This is a genomic window from Paenibacillus sp. QJM3NY_38 (assembly GCF_056173265.1).
This window is the reverse complement of the sequence record NZ_CM149665.1, coordinates 4,696,138-4,719,063: the sequence shown is the minus strand read 5'-3', so window position 1 is coordinate 4,719,063 and position 22,926 is coordinate 4,696,138. Positions and strand designations below refer to the sequence as shown.

The window sequence follows — 22,926 nt, the reverse complement described above, 5'->3', positions numbered from 1 at the left end:
AGTGTTCGGGCTGTTCCTTCCTATATAACGTGTGGTAAAGAATCGAAACGAGGTGGATATATGAAATTACCGCAGAATGTACATACCATGTTGCTGCGCACGATGTCTGCGATCACGATGACCTTATTGCTGGCGACAAGCGTCATTCCGGATTCGGCATGGGCGGCGTCAGCGATCCAAGAAGCGAATGCAGCTTTGAAAGGGAAAGGAGAAAACGACATTTTTGAAAGCGCATCCAATGTAAAGACCAACCTCGAAGGGTGGCAGTTGAAGGGCAATGGCAATATGGAACAAACGGCAGAAGGTTTACGGCTTAGCTCCGATTCAAGTGAGAATGCAGCGGCGATCTCCGCAACCAGAGCAGATGATTTTGTCTATGAAGCCGATGTGATGATTACAGATATGCAAGCAGATGCTTCGCTGGTCTTTCGTTCAAGCGTTGACGGCTGGTCATCGTATATGCTGCAAATCGTACCCAGTGCAGGCTTGGTTCGCCTCAAGGATGCCCGCGAAGGGAACGGAAGATTGAAGGTTGAAAAAGCGCTCTCGTTGAGTCAAGGGGAAATCGTTCACCTAAAGGTCAAGGTGGTAGGCAGCAATATCAAGGTATATTGGGGAAACCAATATGAGCCGATGATTGAAGTCGATGATACGGCTTATTCCACAGGACAGCTGGGTCTACATGTATGGGATGGTTCCGCCCTTTTTCAAAATATCAAGGTGAGCGAGTGGAAAGGCAACTTGTTCGGACCGGTAAATACGAGCGGGGACTGGCAGCCTGACATCAAAGGGCTTAAGGGATCGGCATCGAAAGGGCTCGAAGCCTACAGAATCTATAAGAATGCGGCTGCGGATTATGTGCTGGAAGGCAATATCACCTTAGGGGGAGAGGCTGAAGCCGGGTTCTATTGGAGAGGGAACGACCAAGGAACGGAGGGATACGAAGCCATATTCAGGAGAGCGGATAATCAGGTCCGGGTAACGCTGGAAACCTCGGATGGAAAGGTGATCGGCGCATCGAGCCGTACATACCCAAGCCTGCCCACAAGAGCGCATCATGTGGAGATCCACGTCTCCGGAGACAGAATTCAAATCGCTGTAGATGGTTACGAACCGGCTGCGATCCGCATATCCGACGGAAGTTATGCGGGCGGATCGATCGGGATGAAGATAAAGTCCGGAACGGCTTACTTTCAGGACGTGTACGTAACCCCGATGGAGGATTATTATACCGAGGAATACCGCCCGCAGTATCACTATAGCCCAATCCGAGGCTCGGCAAGCGATCCGAACGGATTGGTCTATTTCGAAGGGGAGTATCATCTCTTCCATCAGGACGGAGGCCAGTGGGCGCATGCGGTCAGCCGGGATTTGGTGCATTGGAACCGGCTGCCGATCGCACTGCCTTGGAACGATCTCGGACATGTCTGGTCGGGTTCCGCCATAGCCGACACAACGAACGCTTCAGGTCTGTTCGGGGATTCTGGAGGCAAAGGACTCATTGCCTACTACACATCCTTCAATCCTGATCGGTTTGGCGGGAATCAGAAGATCGGACTTGCTTACAGCACCGATCACGGACGGACCTGGACGTATTCGAAAGAACGGCCGATCCTCATCGAGAACCCGGGCAAACAGGGCGAGGATCCCGGAGGATGGGATTTTCGCGATCCCAAAGTGGTTCGGGATGAAGCCAACAACCGCTGGATCATGGTGGTATCAGGGGGAGATCATATCCGCTTCTATACCTCCGACAATCTGGTCGATTGGACCTTAACGGACCGTTTCGGGTATGGGGAATATATCCGTGGAGGCGTGTGGGAATGTCCGGATCTGTTTCAGCTTGCCGTGGACGGCTCGGGTCAGCGCAAATGGGTGTTGATGATCAGCAGCGGCGCTAATCCGAACACCCAAGGCTCCGATGCGGAATATTTTATCGGCGATGTGACGCCAGACGGCAAATTTATGAATGATCATACGGCGGGGACCGTGCTGAGAACGGATTGGGGCAAGGAATTCTATGCCTCCATGTCCTTCTCCGACTTGCCGGACAATCGAAGAATCATGCTGGCATGGATGACGAACTGGGATTATCCCTTCAGTTTTCCAACTTCAGGCTGGAAGGGTCAGCTGACCATACCTAGAGAGCTGTCACTCAGAACGACGAGTGAGGGGATACGTCTGCACCAGTCTCCAATCTCTGAGCTTGAGACCCTCCGGAATACGGTAATCCATGTGAACAACAGGGAAGTGACGGAGACCTCGCAGAATGTTCTAAAGGGACTTCAGGCAGGCGCGTTTGAAATCGAGGCGGAAGTCGAGTTCCTACGGACAGCAGCGAGCTGGAATTCGGCTTCCGGCTGCGGGAAGGCGGCGGACAACAGACGGTGGTTGGTTATAATAACTCTGCGCATCACATGTTCATTGACCGTTCGGCATCGGGAACCACGGATTTCTCCAGTCTGTTCTCGACCGAACACAAAGCTTTGCTGTACCCCATAGATGGAGTGGTCAAGCTGCGTATTTACGTCGATGAATCTTCCGTCGAGGTGTTCGGCAATGACGGAAACGTTGTATTCTCGGACGTTATTTTTCCGGATCGGGCCAGACGGGGGTTGAGCTTTTACACCCAAGGCGGCCAAGTGAAGCTGAAATCCCTTCAGGTGCATGAGCTGGATTCCGTGTGGAAGCATCTTGATCTATCGGAACCTGCTTCCCGAATCCTGTTGGATTCATACGAGCTGGACCTGTCCCAGGGAGAGACCGAAGCGTTGTACGCAGCCGTGGATCGTGTCCAGGGCAACGGGAAGAAACCTTTGGTATGGTCATCCAGTCATCCCGATACGGTCCGGATTGTTTCATCCGATGAGACCCATGCCGTATTGAAAGCTTTGAATTCGGGAGAAGCCGTCATTACGGCCTCAACCCCAAACGGAAAAATATCAGCGAGCACCCGCGTGTTAGTCTCGAGCGGAACGTTCAAAACGAATCTGACGGGATGGAAACCGGATCTCAAGGCCTCGAAGTGGGTCCTTACCGAGCATGGAATCCGGGGCAGCCATTCAAGCGATGCCAATTATATGGCGCAAGAGAAGGCAGGAGACTTCACGTTCGAAGGAGACATGCGGCTTGGAGAAGCAGGCGGTGCCGGGTCCATGCTGTTTCGGGCAAGCGGGGACGGACGAAGCGGATATTATCTGAATCTGGATCCTGGTATGAAGGCGATTCGGCTCTTCTACATGGTCGAAGGGCGATTTGAGGAACGTCAGGTCCTGGCCAGAGTCCCCGGCTTTATCCAAGGAGGAAGAACCTATCACCTGAGGATTGAAGCGAAAGGTCCGCATATTCAAGTCGACGTGGACGGGAAGACGGTAATCGATGTGATGGACGGGACATTTGCCGAAGGGCATTTTGGCGTCAATGTGTTCGGCGGACAAGCTTCCTATCAAAATGTCTACGTCCGTCATTCGTCTGAAGCTCGTCTGACGAAAACCAGCTTCACGAACGAAGCCGTGAAACAGGCAATCTATACCGAGAAATCCGTAAACGGCGAACCCGTTACCGTGAAGGAATCAACGGGTACGGGGAACCCGTTATGGGTATTGGTACCAACAGGAGAGGACGATACGTATTCCATTCGTACACCAGAAGGGAAGGCTTTGGATGTGGATACCGGGCAGAACCGGATTCAGTTATACACATATCTCGGTTATAACAATCAGCGATGGCGAGTGGAACGTCAGGAAGATGATACGGTAACCATCCGATCCGTGCACGATGGCCGGGCGATTGCCGTAAGGGCTGACGGTTCGGGGCTTGAAATGAATGAGCCTGATGCCGGTTCGGATCGTCAGCGATGGCGGCTTGGCCCTGAAGCCGAGGGAGCGATAATCGAATAAGGGGAGAGCTGCCGTTGCCGGCGGCTCTTTTTTTCGTGGGATTATAACCGACAGTTCGGCGATGCACGAACCAATACCTGCCGGGATGCAGGCCGGGATAAAAGGGTGACGCTCCGTGGCGAGTATGATACTCTAGAAGAGTTACTAGATTGATAGAATAGATAGGATACACCGTGTGCACGAATAGGTAACAAACGGTAATTCGGAACCAAAGGGGTTAAACCTATGACAGATTTATTGATGTACGAGCGTGAGTATTGGAGCCGTTATATACATATTGCAGGCATCGACGAGGTCGGCCGAGGCTGTTTGTTCGGCGATGTGGTCGCAGCAGCGGTCATTTTGCCGGAGGGATTAGTGATTGAGGGGATCAACGATTCGAAGAAACTCAGTGCCAAGAAGCGGGAGACCCTTTATGACCTCATTATGGAACAGGCACTGGCGGTCGGCGTTGGTTTGGTGGACGCGGAAACGATTGACCGCATTAACATCAAACAAGCCGCAAGGCTTGCCATGAAGATGGCGATCGAGCAATTGGCTGTTACTCCCCAGTTTTTGCTTGTTGATGCTGAGAAGGTGGAATGCGATATTCCCCAGCGTGCCATCATCAAAGGTGATGCTAACAGTCAGTCCATTGCCGCGGCATCCATTATTGCCAAGGTGACTCGTGACAAATTGTGCGAAGGGGAATGGGAGACGCGTTATCCGGAATATGGAATTGCCGTACATAAAGGCTACGCTACCAAGTTTCACCGTGAACAGCTGCAGCTGCACGGACCCACCGCGATGCACAGAAGAAGTTTTCTGAAAAATATGGAGATTGAGCAATTGTCGCTATTCTAGATTTCGAAGCAGCCCGCCCTCGTCAAAAGGCGGGCTGCTGCCGATATATAAGGTAAACAGAAGGTGTGGGAGGAACTATCGTGAACATCGGATCGTTGATTCGCGGACTCCTGGGAGAGCAAAAGCCGGGAGAAGCAAAGACGTTAGAATTAAAGCCGGGTCAGGTCGTTCGCGGTGTCGTTATGAACGTTTCGGAGGACGGGCAGGAAGCTGTGGTACAGATCCAGGGCGTTCAAGTGAAGGCGAAGCTGGAAACGCCGCTTCGAGCCGGGGAAACCGCTCTTCTGCAGGTTCAGCCGCCGGGAGAGGGAGGGACGGCCGTTCTCAAGCCGCTTAGTCAAACGCCAGGACAGCCGCTGTCCCCGTCTTCGATGGCTGAGGTGCTGGATTTTGCCGGTCTTCCGGATACGAAGGAAAACCGCGAAATGATCAAGGGTATGCAGAACGCGGGAGTCCCGCTGACGAAGGACAATATCGCCTTGTTCCGTGAGGCATTGGCCGTGAAGCCTCCGCAGATTCCCGCGGCAGAATGGGCGGAGTCGGCTGCGATCGCGTTTCACCGGGGCCTGCCGATTACCCCCGAAAGTGTAAAGGGACTGCATCAGGCTGTGTTTGGACCCCAGCTTCATCAACTGCTGCAATCGTTGGATCAGCAGCTAGCGTCTGCTCTAAGCGCAGGTAGCGGAGGCTTGGTGGATGCGGGGAAACAAGCAGCATCCGCTAAGTCTGCTACGGCTGCTGGCGCAGAGGCCTCCGCTGCGGTACCGCAGCAAGGAGCTGCTGCGAATGGCGCAGCCGGCAGTGCCGCACAGGCCGGCTCAGGTCAGCAGGCGCTGCTGACCAAGCTGCAGGGCCTGCTGCAGCAGCTGCGCGGCGAGCTCGCGCAGCCATGGGCCAGCGGCGGCACGGCAGCGCCTGCCGCCGGCCAACCCGCCGCCGTGCCAATGGGGCCGGCGGCAGCTCCAGGCGAAGGGGCCGCAGGCCCTTTGCCAAAGCCGCCCACCCCTGGCGCGGAGCCGTGGGTGGGGCGGCTCTTGAAGCTGCTCGGTGCGGAGCACGAGCAGCAAGGCCTGCGCGGGGCCGGTACGGGCCCCGCGGGCGAAGCGGCGCGCAGTGGCGGCGCCGCAGCACCAGCCGGGCAGCCTGCGGCGGCGCCCGGCAGCAGCACGGCCGCGGGCGCGGCTCCCGGCGCCGCCGCGCCCGGAGCGAGTGCGGCCTTGCCAGCATCGGCAGCTGCTCCAACGGGAGCAGGCGCGGCTGCCCCGCCTCCTGCTGCAGCGCAGCCAACCGCTGCTGCGGCAGCCCAAGCATCCCTGCCCGCCACTCCTGCCCCTGGGGGCAGTGGCACAGCAGCGAGTATGCCAGGGACCCTCGCTACGCCGGGGAATGCGGCGAATACGGCGAATGCGAATCAGCAAGCTGTCCCGAATGCTCAGGCCGGTGCCGTGAATCAGCAGGGCTTGACGCAGCCGGTTGTGCCATCCGGCCAGCAGAATTCTGTCCAAGGCGTACAACAGGCTGTCATGGCCTCAACGCAAACGGGTGAGTCGGCGCTTGCCCTGCAAGACACACTGAAGGGAGTATTGCTACAGGTGCTATCCAGCCAAGAAACGCCGCCTGCACTAAAGGAAGCGGCACAGCAACTCGTTCAGCATTTGACGGGCCAGCAGCTTTTACTAAACACCGATCGCACGGCACCGTTTGCGCAGGTCACGATGTTCATACCTCTGCATGGGGTCGATGGGGAACAGACGGCATCCGTACATATTCAATCCCGCAGAGGCCGCAAAGGCGAGCTGGATGCGACCAACTGCAGGCTTTTGTTTGACTTGGACATGAAATTTCTAGGCCCGACCTTGATCGATGTGCAGGTTGTTGACCGGATCGTCAGCCTCAGCTTTCGGAATGATCAAAGTTACGCCGCGGAGCTGTTTGAAGGAAAAAAAGAAGAGTTGGCTCAAGCTGTTTCGTCTATCGGCTACCAATTGCTCAGCGTAAAAACAGAACCGCTGCCCCTAGTTGCCCCGCCTAATTCAGATATGTCCGTGCAGGGAACGGCAGCAGAATACACCCCGCAAACCTATAAAGGGGTGGACATGCGGATATGACCAAGCAAGAGAAAGAGCAAGGGCAAATAACAGCCATGAAAAAGGCAGTCGCCCTGAAATATACGCCCGGCGAGAGCGAGGCGCCGGTTGTGGTCGCCAAAGGGCAAGGGAAATTGGCGGAGTCTATATTAGACAAAGCTAAAGAGCATGGCGTCCCTGTCCAGGAAGATGCAGCTTTGGTGGAGATTCTCTCCAAGCTGGATCTGGATCAGCAGATTCCCGAGGAGCTGTACCAGCTTGTAGCGGAAGTGCTGACATATGTTTATCGTGCGGATCGTCAAGCGAAAGATGGAGGGATGATGCCATAATGAACTCGCCTTCCGGCAAAAAGGACAGCCGCAAGCAAAAAGGAGCCGCTGCCGAAGAGCTGGCGGCTGCTGCCCTTATTGAAAAAGGATACCGGGTGCTGGACCGGAATTGGCGCTGCCGGTTTGGAGAACTGGACATCGTTGCCGAAACAGGGGGGACCCTTGTGGTGATTGAGGTCAGAAGCCGAAGCGGTACGACCAGCTTCGGCACGCCTTCCGAGTCCGTGAACGCCCGCAAAGTGATGCAGGTCCGAAACACAGCCCAGCAGTACGTTCATCATAAGCGATATTATGAACGGCCGATCCGGTTTGATGTTATCTCCATTATTCTTCGCCCAGATCTGACGCCCGTCTCGATGGAACATATCGAGAATGCATTTTAGATGGATATGATCCAAAGCATCTATAGGAATACCAAAAAGAAGGTGATAGGAGCCGAGCTCCATCACCTTCTTTGCGTAGGACAGATTATTTATTCAATTGGAGCACAGACCGTTGTTAACAGCTCATATTACTCCCCAATTCCATTTCACAAATGAGTGGTTTCATCAGCGGTGATATATTGGCGATCCAACTGACGGTATTGAATCGCTTCTGCGACATGCTGGCTCTGTATCCTATCGGATGCCTCCAAATCGGCGATGGTCCTGGCCAGCTTCAGGATTCGGTCATAAGCGCGCATGCTCAGGCCCAGCGTATCGATTGTCGCTTGCAGAAGCTCAGCCGAGTCCTTGTCGAGCACCGCATGTTTCCTCAGGAAGCTGCCGAACAGTTCGCTGTTCCAGCTGAACGGTAGCCTGCTGTAACGTTCCAATTGAATCCTTTGTGCCGCATAAACTTGATCCCGCATTTGCTTGGAGGATACAGGTGTTGTGCTTCCAGGCCATTCCTTTGGCCGAGGCACGTCCACCTGAAGGTCGATCCGATCCATCAAGGGCCCCGATATTCTAGCGCGATATTGAGCAATTCGTGTAACGCTGCACGTGCAGCGTTGATGAGGGTGATCACTGCCGTAATAACCGCACGGACAGGGATTCATCGAACAAGCGAGCATGAAGTGCGCAGGGAAGGTAAATACCGCTCGTGCCCGGCTGATGGTTACTTCGCGATCCTCCAGGGGCTGTCGCAGCACCTCCAGCACATGCCTCGAGAACTCAGGAAGCTCATCCAGGAAGAGAATGCCTTTATGGGCCAGACTGACTTCTCCCGGCTTCGGAATGGTACCGCCTCCGATGAGCCCGCCGGCTGATATGGTATGGTGAGGGGACCGAAAGGGACGTCTGGTCATTAACCCATCGGATGGCTTTAGCTTTCCGGCAGCACTGAAGATTTTCGTTGTGGTCAACGCTTCTTGGTCCGTCAGCGGCGGCAGTATGGTGGGGAGGCGCTTCATGAGCATCGTTTTACCCGTGCCCGGGGGCCCAATGAGCAGAATATTGTGCATGCCTGCGGCGGCAATGGTCAGGGCGCGTTTGATATGCTGCTGACCGATCACATCTCTATAGTCTTCCAACTGTTTGTCCTGCAGGCCGTCCGTTTGTGTTCTGCTTGGATGCGTGGCCTGATCGTATCTGAGCTTTGCCAGCGAAACGGCAGCGATGGTTGCTCCTCCAGTTTCACGGTTATCGATAACTCCATCTGATCCATCCTCGACGAGCTCATTCAAGTGCCTGAGCCCATAAACTTCGATCCCCCCGATCAATGCAGCTTCCGGGGCATTTTCGCTCGGAAGAAGGACTCCGGCATATCCTTCCTTTTTCGCTTGCTCCACCATTGGTAGCACCCCGGTGATGGGTCTGAGCGTACCATCCAGTGCGAGTTCGCCTAGGATCAATATTTGCCCGGCATTCGAAAAGGTCCATTGTTCGCTTGTCAGCAATATGCCGACAGCGATCGCCAAATCGAAGGAAGAGCCCTCTTTTCGGAGATCCGCCGGTGCTAGATTGACGGTTACCCGTTTTAAGGGATAGGTAAAACCGCAGTTTTTAATCGCTGCCCGAACCCGCTCAATGGATTCGCGAATGGAGGAATCGGGCAGACCGATGATGGAGGTTTGGGGCAGTCCGTTTGCCAAGTCTACCTCGACCTGGATGACAACGCCGTCAATGCCGTGCAAGCAAGCGCTATGAAGTTTTCCGTACATAAATAAAAGCACCTCATTTCTGATATCAGTGGATTGAATTGCAAAAGAACATCCAAGATTCGAAATGGGTGCTTCCTCATTTTCGCTGGGTGACTCTAGTCCGTATTGTAAAAGTTTACCTCCTGGCTGTCAATTCGCACTCCTCTTCAAGATATTCCATTCAAGGGACAAGGACCCAACCGCGATGCGGGATCTGAGCGGTGAATGTACCATAATTCAGAAAGTTGTCACTTCTTCAGAATCGTAGCTACAGACAATAACGGGAAGGAATGTGAATAGTCAATGCACGGTTCCGGCAAGTAGAATCAAAATCATAAACGACATGCTGCTGTAAACAGTAGCTGGCGTTACATCATCATACATAAGGGAGAGGGTTGCGTGAACATTTGGAACCGAAAGCTCGGGTTGGTGGCATTGGCCGCCGTTATAACCGGCACATTATTGAGCGGATGCTCAAAAGAAAACGTTGCAAAAGAGGAGAATCCCGAAAACGCCGCCTTAGGCAAAGAAGTCACACTAGAAATGATGACCTTCTCTCATACGAATTGGCCCTATAAGGAAAACTGGCCGATTTACAATTACTTAAAAGAAGAGACCGGCATCTCCTTCAAGGTACAACCCGTGATGAGCGATTACACCACAACGATGAACCTGGCGATATCCTCGGGCGAAATACCGGATCTTATGATGGTCAACAGCTTGAACGCCGCCAATACGCACGGGGAGAGCGGAGCGTTTGTCGACTATTTCGAGCATTTGGAACAGATGCCGAACTACAAGAAGTTTCTCGAGGACCATCCCGAAGTGAAGGCGGCTATTCTGTCTCCAGAGGGAAAGAACTATTTTATGCCGCTGTATGGACTTGAGCAGCAATCCAGGCGGTCATGGCTTTACAGAGACGATATATTCAAAAAACACAATCTGACGCCGCCGACGACATACGACGAACTGTACACCGTCGCCAAAAAATTAAAGGAATTGTACCCGGACAGCTTCCCGATTGCCGTTTTCAACGGTTTGAGTCCACTGGTCAATATGGCACCTGCGTTTAATACCAACAGCAGCTACTATTATGATTTCGAGAAGAATGAATGGCGCTATGGTCCGACAGAGGATAACTACAAGAAACTGGTTGAGTACATGAATAAATTTTACACGGAGGGCTTGGTTGCGCCTGACTTCATGGCACATAAACGCAAGCAATTTAACGACCTGCTGCTTCAGAACAAATCGTTTATCGCCAGCGATTATATCGGCATCATGGATGAACTTCCGTTAATGCTTGGGGATAAGGCAGCCGAGTTCAGTCTCGATTATATGGTTCCTCCTGTTGGAACGCCGGATGGCAAATCCCACAATGTATTTGCCGGATTGCAGTCCGACGGCTTTGCGGTGGCGGCAAATTCCAAAGAGCGGGATCGGCTGCTGAAGTATCTTGATTTCTTGTTCTCTCCCGAAGGAATTGAGCTGGCAACTTGGGGCAGGGAAGGCGAGACGTTCACAACCGAGAACGGGGCTCGCAAATTCAACCCGGATTACAAAGAGTTCGGCGACTTGAGAACCAAGACGGGCATCGCAACAATCGGGGCGCATACGGTATTGGATATGACGGCTTACGAGTCCATGTATTCCCCAAAAATGCGGGAAGCGATGAAAATCGCGCCAAACCATGAAACGAAACCCCAGCCAAGGCTTGCGTATACGAATGAAGAAAATGAAGTGCTCAGCATGGTCGGCGAAACGGTGAAAAAATTCCATGAGGAGCAGATCGCCAAGTTCATTCTAGGACAGAAACCGATGGATGATTGGGATGCTTACGTGAATGAAGTGAACAAGCTTGGCGTGCAGCAGGTGCTGGATGTGCATAAAAGTGCTTATGAGCGGACGCAAAAGTTCTTAAACGAAACCAAGTAATGGATATCTGCGCGGCATACGGCAAGATGAGCGCACTGCTTTCTTTTCCCGGACCGGCTCTCGGCTAAGTAATGGCTGGTCCCGGTCCTTATGGGGGAAGCGGCCTGATGGATGAGTTTTGAACTAACGGGTAAAGGAGGATACGTTTTTTTGCAACCACAGAAGAATCCGGGTTTCTTGACGAAAGTGAAGCGGGACAAATACCTGCTGCTGCTGCTTCTGCCCTGTGCTCTGTATTACATCATCTTTAAGTACGTTCCCATATTCGGCATTTCGATCGCCTTTATGGACTACAACCTATTTAAGGGGATCACGGAGAGTGACTGGGTGGGTTTCAAATATTTCAGCATGTTTTTTAATACGCCTGATTTCTGGCCTGTTCTCAGAAATACATTCCTGCTGGGGTTATACAAGCTGATCTTCGGCTTTCCGGCACCTATCATCCTTGCTTTACTCATTAATGAAGTGAGCAAGTCGTTTTTGAAACGGTTTGTCCAAACGGTCAGTTATCTCCCGCACTTCATATCCAATGTCGTTGTAGCGGGGATCGCGGTTATGTTCCTGTCCCCGACAGGCGGGGTAGTCAACCAGCTGCTGAGTGCCGTCGGACTCGAACGAATCAACTTTTTGGTTGAGGCCTCCTGGTTCAGGTCGATCTATGTAACGACCGACGTATGGCAGCATATCGGATGGGGGACCATCATCTATTTGGCTGCTTTGACGGCAATCGATCCGCAGTTATATGAAGCGGCACGGATGGATGGTGCTAACCGGTGGAAGCAGGCGCTGAACATTACGCTTCCCGGCATTGCGCCTGCAATCGTGATTATCTTGATACTTGATATCGGAAAAATACTGGAAATCGGCTTTGAGAAAGTATACCTGCTCGCAACTCCCGCCACTTATGAGACAGCTGATATTATATCGACCTACGTGTACAGGGTCGGCTTAACGCAAGGCAACTACAGTTATGCCACAGCGATTGATCTGTTTACCGGCATCATCAGCTTCATCTTCATTATCGCGGCGAATTCGTTCAGCCGGCGGGTTAGCGGAAGCAGCATCTGGTAAAAGGAGGAACATGATGAAACCGAAATGGAATTGGTTTGACGCGCTCAATGCCTTGATCCTTTCCGGGATCGTGCTCGCATGTCTGTATCCGTTTGTTTATATGCTGGCCGTGTCCCTGAGCGATTCCGCATCCATCGCCTCCGGGGAAGTATGGCTATGGCCGAAGGGTTTCAATCTGGATATGTATCAGTACGTGTTCGAGGACGGTCGGGTTCTGAAAGGATATAAGAACACGCTGATTTACGTGATTTCAGGGACCGCCATTTCTTTGATTGTAACGGCACTAGGGGCTTATGCGCTGTCCAAGACCAAGATGGTCATGGGCAAACCGATCCTGATGCTGATCGTCTTTACGATGTTTTTTAACGGCGGGATGATTCCGACGTTTCTGGTCGTGAAGGAGCTGGGCTTTGTCAACACCATATGGGGCATGGTACTGCCCGGAGCGGTAGGTACCTGGAATCTGCTCATCATGCGGACTTTCTTCATGGGCATGCCTCAAGAGCTCGAGGAATCCGGAAAAATAGATGGATTGTCCGAAATCGGGATTTTCTTCCGGATTGTGCTCCCGCTATCCAAGCCGGTGCTGGCCACCATCGGCTTGTATTATGCCGTCGGGATGTGGAATAACTTTATGGGGCCGCTGCTGTATCTGCGGGATGCCGATATGCAGCCCCTTCAGGTCATTTTAAGAAACATCGTGCTGTCGGGGCAATTGACGGGGACGGATGGTCCGGTTGTAGGCGATATCGTGGTGGTGGAGGATGGCTTGAAATTCGCTACCATTATGGTCTCTACCTTGCCGATCCTGCTTGTCTATCCGTTTATACAGAAGTATTTTGTAAAAGGGGCTTTGATAGGCTCGGTTAAGGGTTAGCGTTAAAGGTAAAGCGGTCGGCCGCTCACCTGTGTGTTATCGGATCCAGCTGGTTTTCCGGTAATCACCCGGTGTTTGGCCGGTTATTTTTTTGAACATGCGGATAAAGGAAGTGACATTACGGTAGCCGATTTGGTTGCCTACTTCCTGAATCGGCATATTTGTCGTCTGCAGCAGTTCTTTCGCTTTTGTTATTCGAATCGCATTCAATTGGTCGCTAAAATTGCTCCCCGTCTTCTCTTTAATATACCCGGACAGATAAGTTGGCGACATGTTGAGTTTAAAGGCGAGCTGTTCGAGTGATATATCTTCAGCGTAATGGGACTCCAAATAATGAATGACATATTGAATGATATCGTAATGTTCCTCCCGTTTCAGACGGATCGCATGGGCTGCATGGGCAAGCTCGTCGAGCAGGATATCCCGGTATTGCGCGGGTGTTACGCTATAAGCAAGCTTTTGTGCGTAATCCGGAAGGGCGTCGATATTGATTTTCAGCAGTTCTACTGTCCTTCTCATGCGGACCGAGACCGATTTGGCAAAGTGGCTTAGTTGATCGGCCGTGGCCTCTTGCCGCTGCAATCGATCCAGTGCGCGCTCAATGAGCGATTGGCAGCTGCTCTCGTTGCCAGCCTGTAAATTCACGTAAAATTCGTGTTCCTGCTCGGCAGTGAATCCTGTTACATCTTCACGGTGTTCCTTCTCCCAGATAATCTGGGTTTCCTCTATCGGCATGGCTTGCTGCAGGAGCGACATGGCTTCTGCATAAGCCCGGTCAAAATCAGAGGTTTGCTGGAATACGGACGAAACTGCAATATTCACGAGATAGGTGCTTTGATCCTGATCAAAAATCTTTTTGAGCTGATTGAGACACTGCTGCAGCATGTCAGATTTTTCTTGTGTATACACAATGGATAAAATCTGCTTGCCCTCCATCTGAAGGGTATGGGATATGGGAAACGATTCTTGGAACTGCAGCGTGATCATATCTTTGATCTTGCCGGTTGTCCTTGTCATTAAGGCATCAAGCTGACGCGAAGGGACGTGCCGGTACCTCAACTGATAAACGATAACCATAAATGCACCCTCGCCGACCCAAAGCTCTTTGGAAGCGTTGGTATCAAGGGCAATGTTTTTGAACTGGGCCAAATAATGGTAGCTTGTCAGCAGCGGTTTGGTATGGTCCATCCATTCCTTGATGATCTTACGTTCATGCTGCAAACCCTTCAGATGGTTGGAAATGGCGCTGAATTCGGCAATACTCCCTTGATATAGCTCCATCTCCGCTTGGCCCAGACCCGTAACCATTCTCTTGAGCGGCAGGTTGATTTTTCGGGAGAAAACCCATGATGCCAGAATACCAATAAGCAGGGTAGCTGCAAATAAGAGTACAGCCATCCAGTTCATGCGGCTGATGCTTTGATTGAGTTCCTTATGCGGAATAACAGAAACGTAGGTAAGATCGGAGCGGGCGCCTTTTTCGAAAAAATAATAGGTTCCCTTCTCCATCATCCATTCCGATTGGCCGTCCCATTCCGGCAGTGGCAGGGATTTAGCATCCGGGGCGGATTCATACAGGGTTGTTCCCTCCGAGTCTACCAGCAGAAAACGGGAATCGGCCATTCCTTTATATGATTCATACCAGCTATTCATATTTACGAAAGCGATGATCCTCCAGGGGCTTCCCTGTACATTGGTAATGAGCGGCATCAGCTGCAATTCACTCTTCTCGGTCCCGATGGTGAACGTGCGGCTGGGAAGCAAGTGCAGAAAACCGTTTGCGTGATCTCTACGTTTCCAGAATTCGTATGAATAGGAGTCGCTTTTGTAGTAATGCTTAAACATGCGGTCATCATCGACGATGCCATCCCGTTCAATCAGGAAGGAATGATTTTGGTAGTAAATCATGACATTATTTAAGTGGTAGTAGGGCTGGCTTACCAGAGTCCGAATCTGATCCATCACCGTATCCACCTGCAGATAATTGATGCCTTTCTTTCCCCCGGAATCGGCCTGCCTGCTGATATTGCCGACAAATTCATCGTGCTGAAGGTTAAGGAGAAGATTTTTCCATGTGGAGTATTGTTTCTCAAAATGATCGACGGTGTTTCGAATCAGGGTCAGATTATATTTGACAATTTCATTGTTAACATTGCGGGAGTAGAATGTCATCGACCATAGATTATAGGAGGAGAGCAGGAAAATCACGACGAGAAAATACACGAGCATTTTGACAAATAATGAATGCAGCGGAAAAAATGACTTCAACCAACTCATGCTGAATCTCCTTATAATTGCGTTCACTAATCTTTCAATCATTCTACCGGATAGCAGAAAAAGGATAAAGAGTTTTATTTTACGACATAGTTTAACGCGAACAAAAAGGGATTTAATGGTATAATAGTAATCAATACACTAATTATTACGGGGGGGAGAGGGATTCGGTATGACAATTTTATGGGAAAATATCATCAATACATTAGTTGCAGGATTGTTTGGCGTTGCCGTTGTCGTATTGGGGATTGTCGGCTTGATACGCTTTGCACGAAAAAATAAATGAATAATACATATTTTTCCAATTTATATCTGGAAGGAATCATACCCATGCCAAATCGAGTGGATAAACTGTGAACTTTTTAAGGTAAGCGTTTTAAAAACATGTTACAATAGCTTGGGTTTAATATATAAAGGTTGACAGGGTAATCTTTCATAGATTAGTTCCGTGTTAGCCAGCCTTGTTCCAGTCATGTTGATAGGAGGATTCGAGAATGAATATCCATGAATATCAAGGAAAACAAGTACTGAAGCAATATGGAGTAGCTGTTCCGAACGGCAAGGTAGCGTTTACGGTAGAAGAGGCAGTTGAAGCTGCACAATCTTTGGGAAGTCCCGTAACCGTTGTCAAAGCACAGATCCACGCAGGCGGTCGGGGTAAAGCTGGCGGCGTTAAAGTGGCGAAGAACCTGGATGAGGTTCGTGCTTATGCTGAAGAAATTCTGGGCAAGGTGTTGGTGACTCACCAAACGGGTCCGGAAGGCAAGGAAGTCAAGCGTCTCCTCATTGAAGAGGGCTGCGATATTCGCAAAGAGTATTATATCGGTGTGGTCGTTGACCGTGCTACCGGCCGTGTCGTTTTGATGGCGTCCGAAGAAGGCGGTACCGAGATCGAAGAGGTTGCAGCAGCAACTCCCGAGAAGATTTTCAAAGAGGTCGTAGATCCAGCGATCGGACTTCAAACATTCCAAGCACGGAAATTAGCGTATTCCATTAATATTCCGAATGAACTGGTAGGAAAAGCCGTTCAGTTCATGCTGGCCTTGTATAAGGCATTTGTAGAGAAGGATTGCTCTATCGCTGAAATCAATCCGCTTGTCGTAACCGGGGACGGAAACGTCATGGCTCTAGATGCCAAACTCAACTTTGACTCCAATGCGTTGTTCCGTCATAAAGACATCCTTGAGCTGCGCGACCTGGACGAAGAAGACGAGAAGGAAATTGAAGCATCCAAATACGACTTGAGTTACATAGCTCTGGATGGCAACATCGGCTGTATGGTTAATGGCGCCGGTCTTGCCATGGCTACGATGGACATCATTAAGTACTATGGCGGGGACCCTGCAAACTTCCTTGATGTTGGGGGCGGTGCAACAACGGAGAAGGTAACGGAAGCCTTCAAGATCATTTTATCCGATCCTCAAGTAAAAGGAATCTTTGTCAACATTTTCGGCGGCATTATGCGCTGCGACGTTATCGCTACCGGTGTTGTCGAAGCTGCTAAACAGTTGGGCTTAACTCGTCCGCTTGTTGTACGCTTGGAAGGGACGAACGTAGACCTCGGCAAGCAAATTTTGGCTGAGTCCGGTCTTAACATCGTACCTGCTGATTCCATGGCCGACGGAGCACAGAAGATCGTCTCCCTCGTTCAGTAATATTTCATTCCTGAAGGGGCATGGCACGATGGGCTTTGAAAGCCCTGCCGTGCGGTTGCTTTCATTTTCAAATAACAATAGGGGATGTGAATCAATCGTGAGTATTTTGATCGATAAAAATACAAAAGTTATCACGCAAGGGATTACAGGTAAAACAGCCCTTTTCCATGCAAAAGGCGCCTTGGATTACGGTACACAGATGGTCGGGGGAACTTCACCCGGCAAAGGTGGAACCGAAGTCGAAATTACGCTTGAGAACGGTGAAACCGTCAAATTGCCGGTTTACAACACCGTTGAGGAAGCCAAAGCCAAAACAGGCGCAACCGCTAGCGTAATTTATGTGCCCCCGGCTTTTGCTGCGGATTCCATTCTGGAAGCTGTTGATGCCGAGATGGATCTGGTTATCTGTATTACGGAAGGCATTCCGGTGCTGGATATGGTCAAAGTATCCCGCTATATGGAAGGCAAGAAGACTCGTTTGATCGGACCTAACTGTCCGGGCGTTATTACGCCGGGTGAATGCAAAATCGGCATCATGCCTGGTTACATCCATACGCCAGGACATGTCGGAGTTGTATCGCGCAGCGGTACCCTGACATATGAAGCCGTTCATCAGCTGACTGCTCGCGGCATTGGACAATCCTCCGCCGTAGGGATTGGCGGCGACCCGGTTAAAGGGACGGAGTTTATCGATGTATTGAGACTCTTTAATGAAGATCCTAACACCAAAGCGGTTATTATGATCGGTGAGATCGGCGGTACAGCGGAGGAAGAAGCGGCTGAATGGATCAAAGCGAACATGACTAAACCAGTGGTAGGCTTCATTGGCGGGGCAACTGCGCCTCCAGGAAAACGCATGGGCCACGCAGGCGCGATTATTTCTGGCGGTAAAGGGACAGCCAAGGAGAAAATCTCTGTACTTGAAGCGTGCGGTATCAAGGTAGCTCCTACACCTGCTGAAATGGGCTCAACCCTGGTTAGCGTGCTTGAGGAGAAGGGTCTCCTGGAGTCTTGCACGACTCACTAGATCCAGATTTTTATGCAATTCTAGCTAAGGCATAACTTAAGGTAAGCAACCTTTTATTTCCTAAACAGGAAATGAAGGGTTGCTTTTTTGTTTTTGATTTTATATTTTAAGGAGGTCCCGTTATGAAGGTGGACAGCTTACTGCTGATCGCATTGCATGAAAGCGAAGGTGTCGGATGGAAGACCATTAACCGAATCATATCGAACGGTGAGCTGCATGAGGGGTTGCTGTCTTATGATGCGAATGATTGGAGGGCATGTGGTCTGTCTGTCGAAAAAGCGAACAAACTGGCCAAGGACTTTCCTTCCGATGTCGAAAGAAAGCAGATTAATCTGTCGAATGCGGATGATGTCGGGTATCGGCAACATGAAGCCGGGGTATGGAATTTGACAAACCGTTCAAAAATACGTATTATAACAGCCCTCGATGATATCTACCCGGACACGTTACGATCTTCGCCACAGGCTCCTTGGGTGTTGTATTGCATCGGCGATCTACATCTGCTGTCGAGGTATGGGATTGCGATGGTAGGTACAAGAATGCCTACGGCATATGGACGCAAAATTGCAACGATGCTATCCGAGGAGTTGGTACGATCAGGGTTCATGGTTGTCAGCGGCATGGCCAGAGGCATTGATAGCGTAGTCCACGATACGGCTTTGCGAAGCGGAGGACCGACAGTGGCGGTTCTCGGAGCCGGCGTTGACGTTATATATCCACCGGAGAACCGATCGCTGTATGAGGAGATCGCGGCTAAGGGGCTTATCATTTCCGAATACCCGCCAGGCACCAAGGCTTTACCGGGGTTCTTCCCTCAGCGTAACCGGATTATCGCGGGACTCACGTTAGGTACCGTGGTGGTGGAGGCGGATGCCCGCAGCGGATCGTTGATTACGGCGGATTTAGCCCTGGAGGCGGGAAGGGACGTGTTCTCCGTTCCGGGACCTGTTACTTCACCCAAGAGCAGAGGGACTTTGGATTTGATCAAGCAAGGAGCCAAGATGGTCACGGAAGCAAGGGATATAATAGAAGAATATGATTCCCTGTTGCCAAAAGTGGCCTCCGGTACATACAATAAGGAGCGGCGGGCCCCTGGTCAGGAGCAGCCGGATGAACTAGCCGGGTTGACAAATGACGAACGACAAATATACCATATGCTCGAACAGGGTCCCGGGTCGCTGGATGATATGATCGAGCGAACCCGGTGGGATTTTGGACATTTGCATTCAGTTCTGTTATCTTTAATCATAAAAAAGCAGATTACCCAATTACCCGGTGCTATATATAAGATCATTTAATGGGAAAGTTTGAATGTTGGAGAGGAGGATGAACCTGTGGCGGATTCACTCGTCATCGTAGAATCGCCTGCTAAGGCGAAAACGATTGGCAAATATCTCGGCAGCAAGTATATCGTGAAGGCTTCGATGGGTCATGTTCGCGATTTGCCGAAGAGCCAGATCGGGGTTGAAGTGGAAAACGACTTCAATCCGAAATACATTACGATCCGCGGAAAAGGTTCTGTCTTAAAGGAACTTAAGGATGCTAGCAAAAAGGTGAAAAAAGTGTACCTCGCAGCTGACCCCGATCGCGAAGGAGAGGCCATTGCATGGCATCTTGCGCATGCGTTGGAGCTGGACGATACTCAAAGCCTGCGGGTTGTATTTAATGAAATAACGAAAACAGCCGTGAAGGATGCCTTCAAGACGCCGCGCAAAATTAACATGGATCTGGTCAACGCGCAGCAGGCAAGACGTATCCTGGACCGATTGGTTGGTTATAAGATCAGCCCTATTCTATGGAAGAAAGTGAAAAAGGGACTCTCTGCCGGCCGTGTTCAATCGGTAGCCGTCAAAATCATTCTCGACCGCGAGAATGAGATAAGCGCTTTCGTACCGGAAGAATATTGGACCATTACGGCCAGGCTGGCCATTAAAGGATCTGCATTCGAAGCCAAATTCACGCAGCTTAATGGCGCAAAGAAAGAGCTGACCAATGAACAGGAAGTAAATGAAATTCTCGAAGCGATTCGGGATGCTTCCTTCCAAGTCAGTGAAGTAAAAGAGCGAGAGCGTCAGCGCCATCCGTCTCCACCGTTTACAACGAGTTCCTTGCAGCAGGAAGCTGCACGTAAACTTGGTTTCCGGGCTGCTAAGACCATGTCGGTTGCCCAGCAGCTGTACGAGGGCGTCGAGCTTGGCAAGGAAGGCACCGTCGGTTTGATTACCTACATGCGTACGGACTCCACGCGCATCTCAGGGACGGCTCAAGAAGAAGCAAAAGAATACATCACCGAGAAGTATGGTGATCCGTTCGTTCCGGAGAGCCCGAGACAATACTCGAAAAAAGCAGCCAACGCTCAGGATGCGCATGAAGCGATTCGTCCTACATCGGTGCTGCGGGATCCTGAATCCATGAAGCCGTTTATGAGCCGTGATCAGCTCCGCTTGTACAAACTGGTCTGGGAGCGTTTTGTGGCAAGTCAGATGTCTTCTGCAGTGCTGGATACGCTTTCTGTGGATATTGCCGCAGGCAAGACCGTCTTCCGCGCAACAGGTTCGAAGGTTCGGTTCCCTGGATTCATGAAGGTTTACGTTGAAGGCAACGACGACGGGACGACAGAGGAAGATAAATACCTGCCGGAGCTTCATAGTGGCGACATTCTGGAGAAACAGGATATTGAGCCGAAGCAGCATTTCACGCAGCCGCCTCCGCGTTATACGGAAGCACGTCTAGTCCGGACGCTGGAAGAGCTCGGCATAGGGCGACCTAGTACGTATGCACCGACACTGGAGACGATCCAGAAGAGAGGCTACGTTGCCATCGAAGAGAAAAAATTCATGCCAACCGAGCTCGGTGAACTTGTCATCGAGCAGATGGAGCAGTTCTTCCCGGAAATTCTCAATGTGGAGTTTACGGCTAACATGGAAGAGGACCTCGACCATGTGGAGGAGGGCTCCGAAGATTGGGTCAAAGTATTGGCAGAGTTCTATGAATCCTTTGAAAAGCGCCTTGAAGTAGCAGAGGAAGAAATGAAGGAAATCGAAATCGAAGATGAGGTTTCCGACGAGATCTGCGAAAAGTGCGGAAAGCCGTTGGTCTATAAGCTGGGCAGGTTTGGCAAGTTTCTTGCATGCTCAGGCTTCCCGGATTGCCGGAATACCAAGCCGATCGTGAAAGATATCGGTGTGGCGTGCCCGAAATGCAAGGAAGGCCATGTCGTGGAACGACGAAGCAAGAAGGGGCGCGTCTTCTTTGGGTGTGATCGTTATCCCGAATGTGATTTCGTATCATGGGATAAACCGTCAACGAAGCCGTGTCCGAATTGCAGCAGCTTAATGGTAGAGAAGAAAAGCAAGCAAGGCATCAAGCTTCAATGTACTTCTTGTGATTATTCCGAAATGGTCGAGGAACAAGACGACGCAGCAGATTTGTAAGGCATACAGGGGGTAATGACGTTGACAGATTCACAGAGGGTTACGGTTATCGGTGCAGGGCTTGCCGGCAGTGAAGCTGCCTGGCAGATCGCTAGCCGGGGCATACCCGTTACATTATATGAGATGCGGCCGGTCGTTAAGACGCCGGCTCATCATACGGACAAGTTCGCTGAGCTTGTATGCAGTAATTCGCTTCGGGCGAACGGTTTAACCAACGCAGTAGGGGTATTGAAGGAAGAAATGCGGATGCTGAACTCGCTTGTCATCGGTTCGGCAGACCGCAATTCCGTCCCGGCTGGCGGCGCATTGGCCGTTGACCGTGATGGTTTTTCGGGAGAAATTACGGAAACTCTGCATCAGCATCCTTTAATTGAGGTTGTAAATGAAGAAATTCAGCATATACCTGAAGAAGGCATCGTTGTTATTGCTACAGGGCCGCTGACCTCGCCCGCATTGTCATCACAGATTCGTGAGCTGATGGGTGAGGACTATTTCTATTTTTACGATGCGGCTGCTCCGATCGTGGAAAAAGATTCAATTGATATGAGCAAGGTTTATCTGGCATCCCGTTATGATAAAGGCGAAGCGGCTTATCTGAATTGTCCCATGACAGAAGAAGAGTTCGACGCTTTCTATGACGCTCTTATCAATGCCGAAGTCGCTCAATTGAAAGAGTTTGAGAAGGAGATTTATTTCGAGGGCTGCATGCCGATCGAGGTCATGATGAAGCGTGGTAAGCAAACCGCCTTGTTTGGCCCGATGAAGCCTGTTGGATTGGTGAACCCGCATACAGGCAAGCTGCCGCACGCTGTGGTGCAGCTCCGTCAGGATAATGCGGCAGGTACCCTCTACAATCTTGTCGGTTTCCAGACTCATTTGAAGTGGGGCGAACAGAAGCGGATTATTTCCATGATTCCGGGACTTGAGAACGCCGAAATTGTGCGATACGGCGTCATGCACCGCAACACGTTTGTCAATTCGCCAAAATTGCTGGAACAAACCTATCAGGTGAAAACGCGGCCTAATCTGTATCTGGCGGGACAAATGACGGGCGTAGAAGGATATGTGGAATCGGCGGCATCCGGATTGATTGCTGGGATCAATGCAGCAAGAGCTGCTCAGGGGCAGGAGGGGATCGTATTCCCTCAGGAATCAACCATCGGGAGCATGGCCTACTACATAACCCATGCAGATCCAGATAACTTCCAGCCGATGAATGCGAACTTCGGTCTTCTTCCGAGCCTTGAGAAGCGCATTCGCAACAAGAAGGAGAAAAACGAAGCGCTTGCAAGCAGAGCTCTAGACGGAGTACGCGTATTTATTAATGCTAACGAACTAAATACAATCTAATCTTATTTTCTTAGGGAGGTCTT

Annotated in this window: 16 protein-coding genes; 14 read left to right on the top strand and 2 right to left on the bottom strand. The window is 51.0% G+C overall.

All coding sequences use genetic code 11. From position 1 onward, the window contains the following. The first annotated feature begins 60 nt into the window (after window positions 1–60). The 6 genes from AC0VZ8_RS21695 (at window position 61) to AC0VZ8_RS21670 (ending at window position 7,541) form a co-directional block, all read left to right on the top strand. Window positions 61–2,502, top strand: coding sequence for a 3-keto-alpha-glucoside-1,2-lyase-like domain-containing protein (locus AC0VZ8_RS21695; protein ID WP_475484353.1), 2,442 nt, complete (start codon window positions 61–63; stop codon window positions 2,500–2,502). After that, the gene (locus AC0VZ8_RS21690; protein ID WP_475484352.1) at window positions 2,388–3,899 is read left to right on the top strand and encodes a GH32 C-terminal domain-containing protein; all 1,512 of its coding nucleotides are present in this window, start codon (window positions 2,388–2,390) and stop codon (window positions 3,897–3,899) included. Before AC0VZ8_RS21695 ends, AC0VZ8_RS21690 begins: the two co-directional genes overlap by 115 nt. Before the next feature lie 225 nt (window positions 3,900–4,124). Further along, window positions 4,125–4,742, top strand: a complete 618-nt coding sequence (locus AC0VZ8_RS21685; protein WP_074961831.1) for a ribonuclease HII — start codon at window positions 4,125–4,127, stop codon at window positions 4,740–4,742. A gap of 80 nt (window positions 4,743–4,822) precedes the next feature. Beyond that, window positions 4,823–6,850, top strand: a complete 2,028-nt coding sequence (locus AC0VZ8_RS21680; protein ID WP_475484351.1) for a hypothetical protein — start codon at window positions 4,823–4,825, stop codon at window positions 6,848–6,850. Next, window positions 6,847–7,158, top strand: a complete 312-nt coding sequence (locus tag AC0VZ8_RS21675) for an EscU/YscU/HrcU family type III secretion system export apparatus switch protein (RefSeq protein WP_071220065.1) — start codon at window positions 6,847–6,849, stop codon at window positions 7,156–7,158. Before AC0VZ8_RS21680 ends, AC0VZ8_RS21675 begins: the two co-directional genes overlap by 4 nt. Further along, window positions 7,158–7,541 carry a YraN family protein gene (locus tag AC0VZ8_RS21670; protein ID WP_071220066.1) on the top strand — a complete coding sequence of 128 codons (384 nt, stop codon included), beginning with the start codon at window positions 7,158–7,160 and terminating at the stop codon, window positions 7,539–7,541. The genes AC0VZ8_RS21675 and AC0VZ8_RS21670 overlap by 1 nt, the downstream gene beginning before the upstream one ends. A 146-nt stretch (window positions 7,542–7,687) precedes the next feature. Here the strand turns inward: AC0VZ8_RS21670 and AC0VZ8_RS21665 are convergent, their stop codons facing one another. Then, the gene (locus AC0VZ8_RS21665; RefSeq protein ID WP_475484350.1) at window positions 7,688–9,301 is read right to left on the bottom strand and encodes a YifB family Mg chelatase-like AAA ATPase; all 1,614 of its coding nucleotides are present in this window, start codon (window positions 9,299–9,301) and stop codon (window positions 7,688–7,690) included. A gap of 378 nt (window positions 9,302–9,679) precedes the next feature. On the opposite strand from AC0VZ8_RS21665, the gene AC0VZ8_RS21660 reads away from it, so the two are divergent. The 3 genes from AC0VZ8_RS21660 to AC0VZ8_RS21650 all read left to right on the top strand — a co-directional run bounded on the left by AC0VZ8_RS21660 (window position 9,680) and on the right by AC0VZ8_RS21650 (window position 13,163). Beyond that, window positions 9,680–11,215, top strand: a complete 1,536-nt coding sequence (locus AC0VZ8_RS21660) for an ABC transporter substrate-binding protein (protein ID WP_475484349.1) — start codon at window positions 9,680–9,682, stop codon at window positions 11,213–11,215. Between the two features lie 111 nt (window positions 11,216–11,326). Beyond that, on the top strand, window positions 11,327–12,286 hold the full coding sequence (locus tag AC0VZ8_RS21655) for an ABC transporter permease (RefSeq protein WP_071220068.1): 960 nt from the start codon (window positions 11,327–11,329) through the stop codon (window positions 12,284–12,286). 13 nt (window positions 12,287–12,299) lie between these two features. Continuing rightward, entirely contained in the window at window positions 12,300–13,163 is an 864-nt protein-coding gene (locus AC0VZ8_RS21650) for a carbohydrate ABC transporter permease (RefSeq protein ID WP_071220069.1), read from the top strand. Between the two features lie 36 nt (window positions 13,164–13,199). Here AC0VZ8_RS21650 and AC0VZ8_RS21645 read toward each other — a convergent pair whose 3' ends face one another. After that, the gene (locus tag AC0VZ8_RS21645) at window positions 13,200–15,440 is read right to left on the bottom strand and encodes a helix-turn-helix domain-containing protein (RefSeq protein WP_475484348.1); all 2,241 of its coding nucleotides are present in this window, start codon (window positions 15,438–15,440) and stop codon (window positions 13,200–13,202) included. 491 nt (window positions 15,441–15,931) lie between these two features. Here AC0VZ8_RS21645 and sucC point away from each other — a divergent pair, with 491 nt between their 5' ends. The 5 genes from sucC (at window position 15,932) to trmFO (ending at window position 22,903) form a co-directional block, all read left to right on the top strand. Next, on the top strand, window positions 15,932–17,092 hold the full coding sequence (gene sucC, locus AC0VZ8_RS21640) for an ADP-forming succinate--CoA ligase subunit beta (RefSeq protein WP_006211339.1): 1,161 nt from the start codon (window positions 15,932–15,934) through the stop codon (window positions 17,090–17,092). Window positions 17,093–17,189: 97 nt separating this feature from the next. Next, window positions 17,190–18,119 carry a succinate--CoA ligase subunit alpha gene (sucD, locus tag AC0VZ8_RS21635; protein WP_071220478.1) on the top strand — a complete coding sequence of 310 codons (930 nt, stop codon included), beginning with the start codon at window positions 17,190–17,192 and terminating at the stop codon, window positions 18,117–18,119. A 122-nt stretch (window positions 18,120–18,241) separates the two neighbouring features. Continuing rightward, a complete protein-coding gene (gene dprA / locus AC0VZ8_RS21630; protein ID WP_475484347.1) occupies window positions 18,242–19,417 on the top strand; it encodes a DNA-processing protein DprA in 1,176 nt (391 codons plus the stop codon). 36 nt (window positions 19,418–19,453) lie between these two features. Next, window positions 19,454–21,553: a type I DNA topoisomerase gene (gene topA, locus AC0VZ8_RS21625; protein WP_071220072.1), complete on the top strand. Its 2,100-nt coding sequence runs from the start codon at window positions 19,454–19,456 to the stop codon at window positions 21,551–21,553. A gap of 15 nt (window positions 21,554–21,568) precedes the next feature. Continuing rightward, on the top strand, window positions 21,569–22,903 hold the full coding sequence (gene trmFO / locus AC0VZ8_RS21620; RefSeq protein WP_475484346.1) for an FADH(2)-oxidizing methylenetetrahydrofolate--tRNA-(uracil(54)-C(5))-methyltransferase TrmFO: 1,335 nt from the start codon (window positions 21,569–21,571) through the stop codon (window positions 22,901–22,903). Window positions 22,904–22,926 lie beyond the last annotated feature (23 nt).

Bases quoted from the DNA above. Each gene is read 5' to 3' on its own strand.
- AC0VZ8_RS21695 (WP_475484353.1), top strand. From the start codon at position 61: ATGAAATTACCGCAGAATGTACATACCATGTTGCTGCGCACGATGTCT.
- AC0VZ8_RS21685 (WP_074961831.1), top strand. From the start codon at position 4,125: ATGACAGATTTATTGATGTACGAGCGTGAGTATTGGAGCCGTTATATA.
- AC0VZ8_RS21675 (WP_071220065.1), top strand. From the start codon at position 6,847: ATGACCAAGCAAGAGAAAGAGCAAGGGCAAATAACAGCCATGAAAAAG.
- AC0VZ8_RS21670 (WP_071220066.1), top strand. From the start codon at position 7,158: ATGAACTCGCCTTCCGGCAAAAAGGACAGCCGCAAGCAAAAAGGAGCC.
- AC0VZ8_RS21665 (WP_475484350.1), bottom strand. From the start codon at position 9,301: ATGTACGGAAAACTTCATAGCGCTTGCTTGCACGGCATTGACGGCGTT.
- AC0VZ8_RS21655 (WP_071220068.1), top strand. From the start codon at position 11,327: ATGAGTTTTGAACTAACGGGTAAAGGAGGATACGTTTTTTTGCAACCA.
- AC0VZ8_RS21650 (WP_071220069.1), top strand. From the start codon at position 12,300: ATGAAACCGAAATGGAATTGGTTTGACGCGCTCAATGCCTTGATCCTT.
- AC0VZ8_RS21645 (WP_475484348.1), bottom strand. From the start codon at position 15,440: ATGAGTTGGTTGAAGTCATTTTTTCCGCTGCATTCATTATTTGTCAAA.
- sucC (WP_006211339.1), top strand. From the start codon at position 15,932: ATGAATATCCATGAATATCAAGGAAAACAAGTACTGAAGCAATATGGA.
- dprA (WP_475484347.1), top strand. From the start codon at position 18,242: ATGAAGGTGGACAGCTTACTGCTGATCGCATTGCATGAAAGCGAAGGT.
- trmFO (WP_475484346.1), top strand. From the start codon at position 21,569: ATGACGTTGACAGATTCACAGAGGGTTACGGTTATCGGTGCAGGGCTT.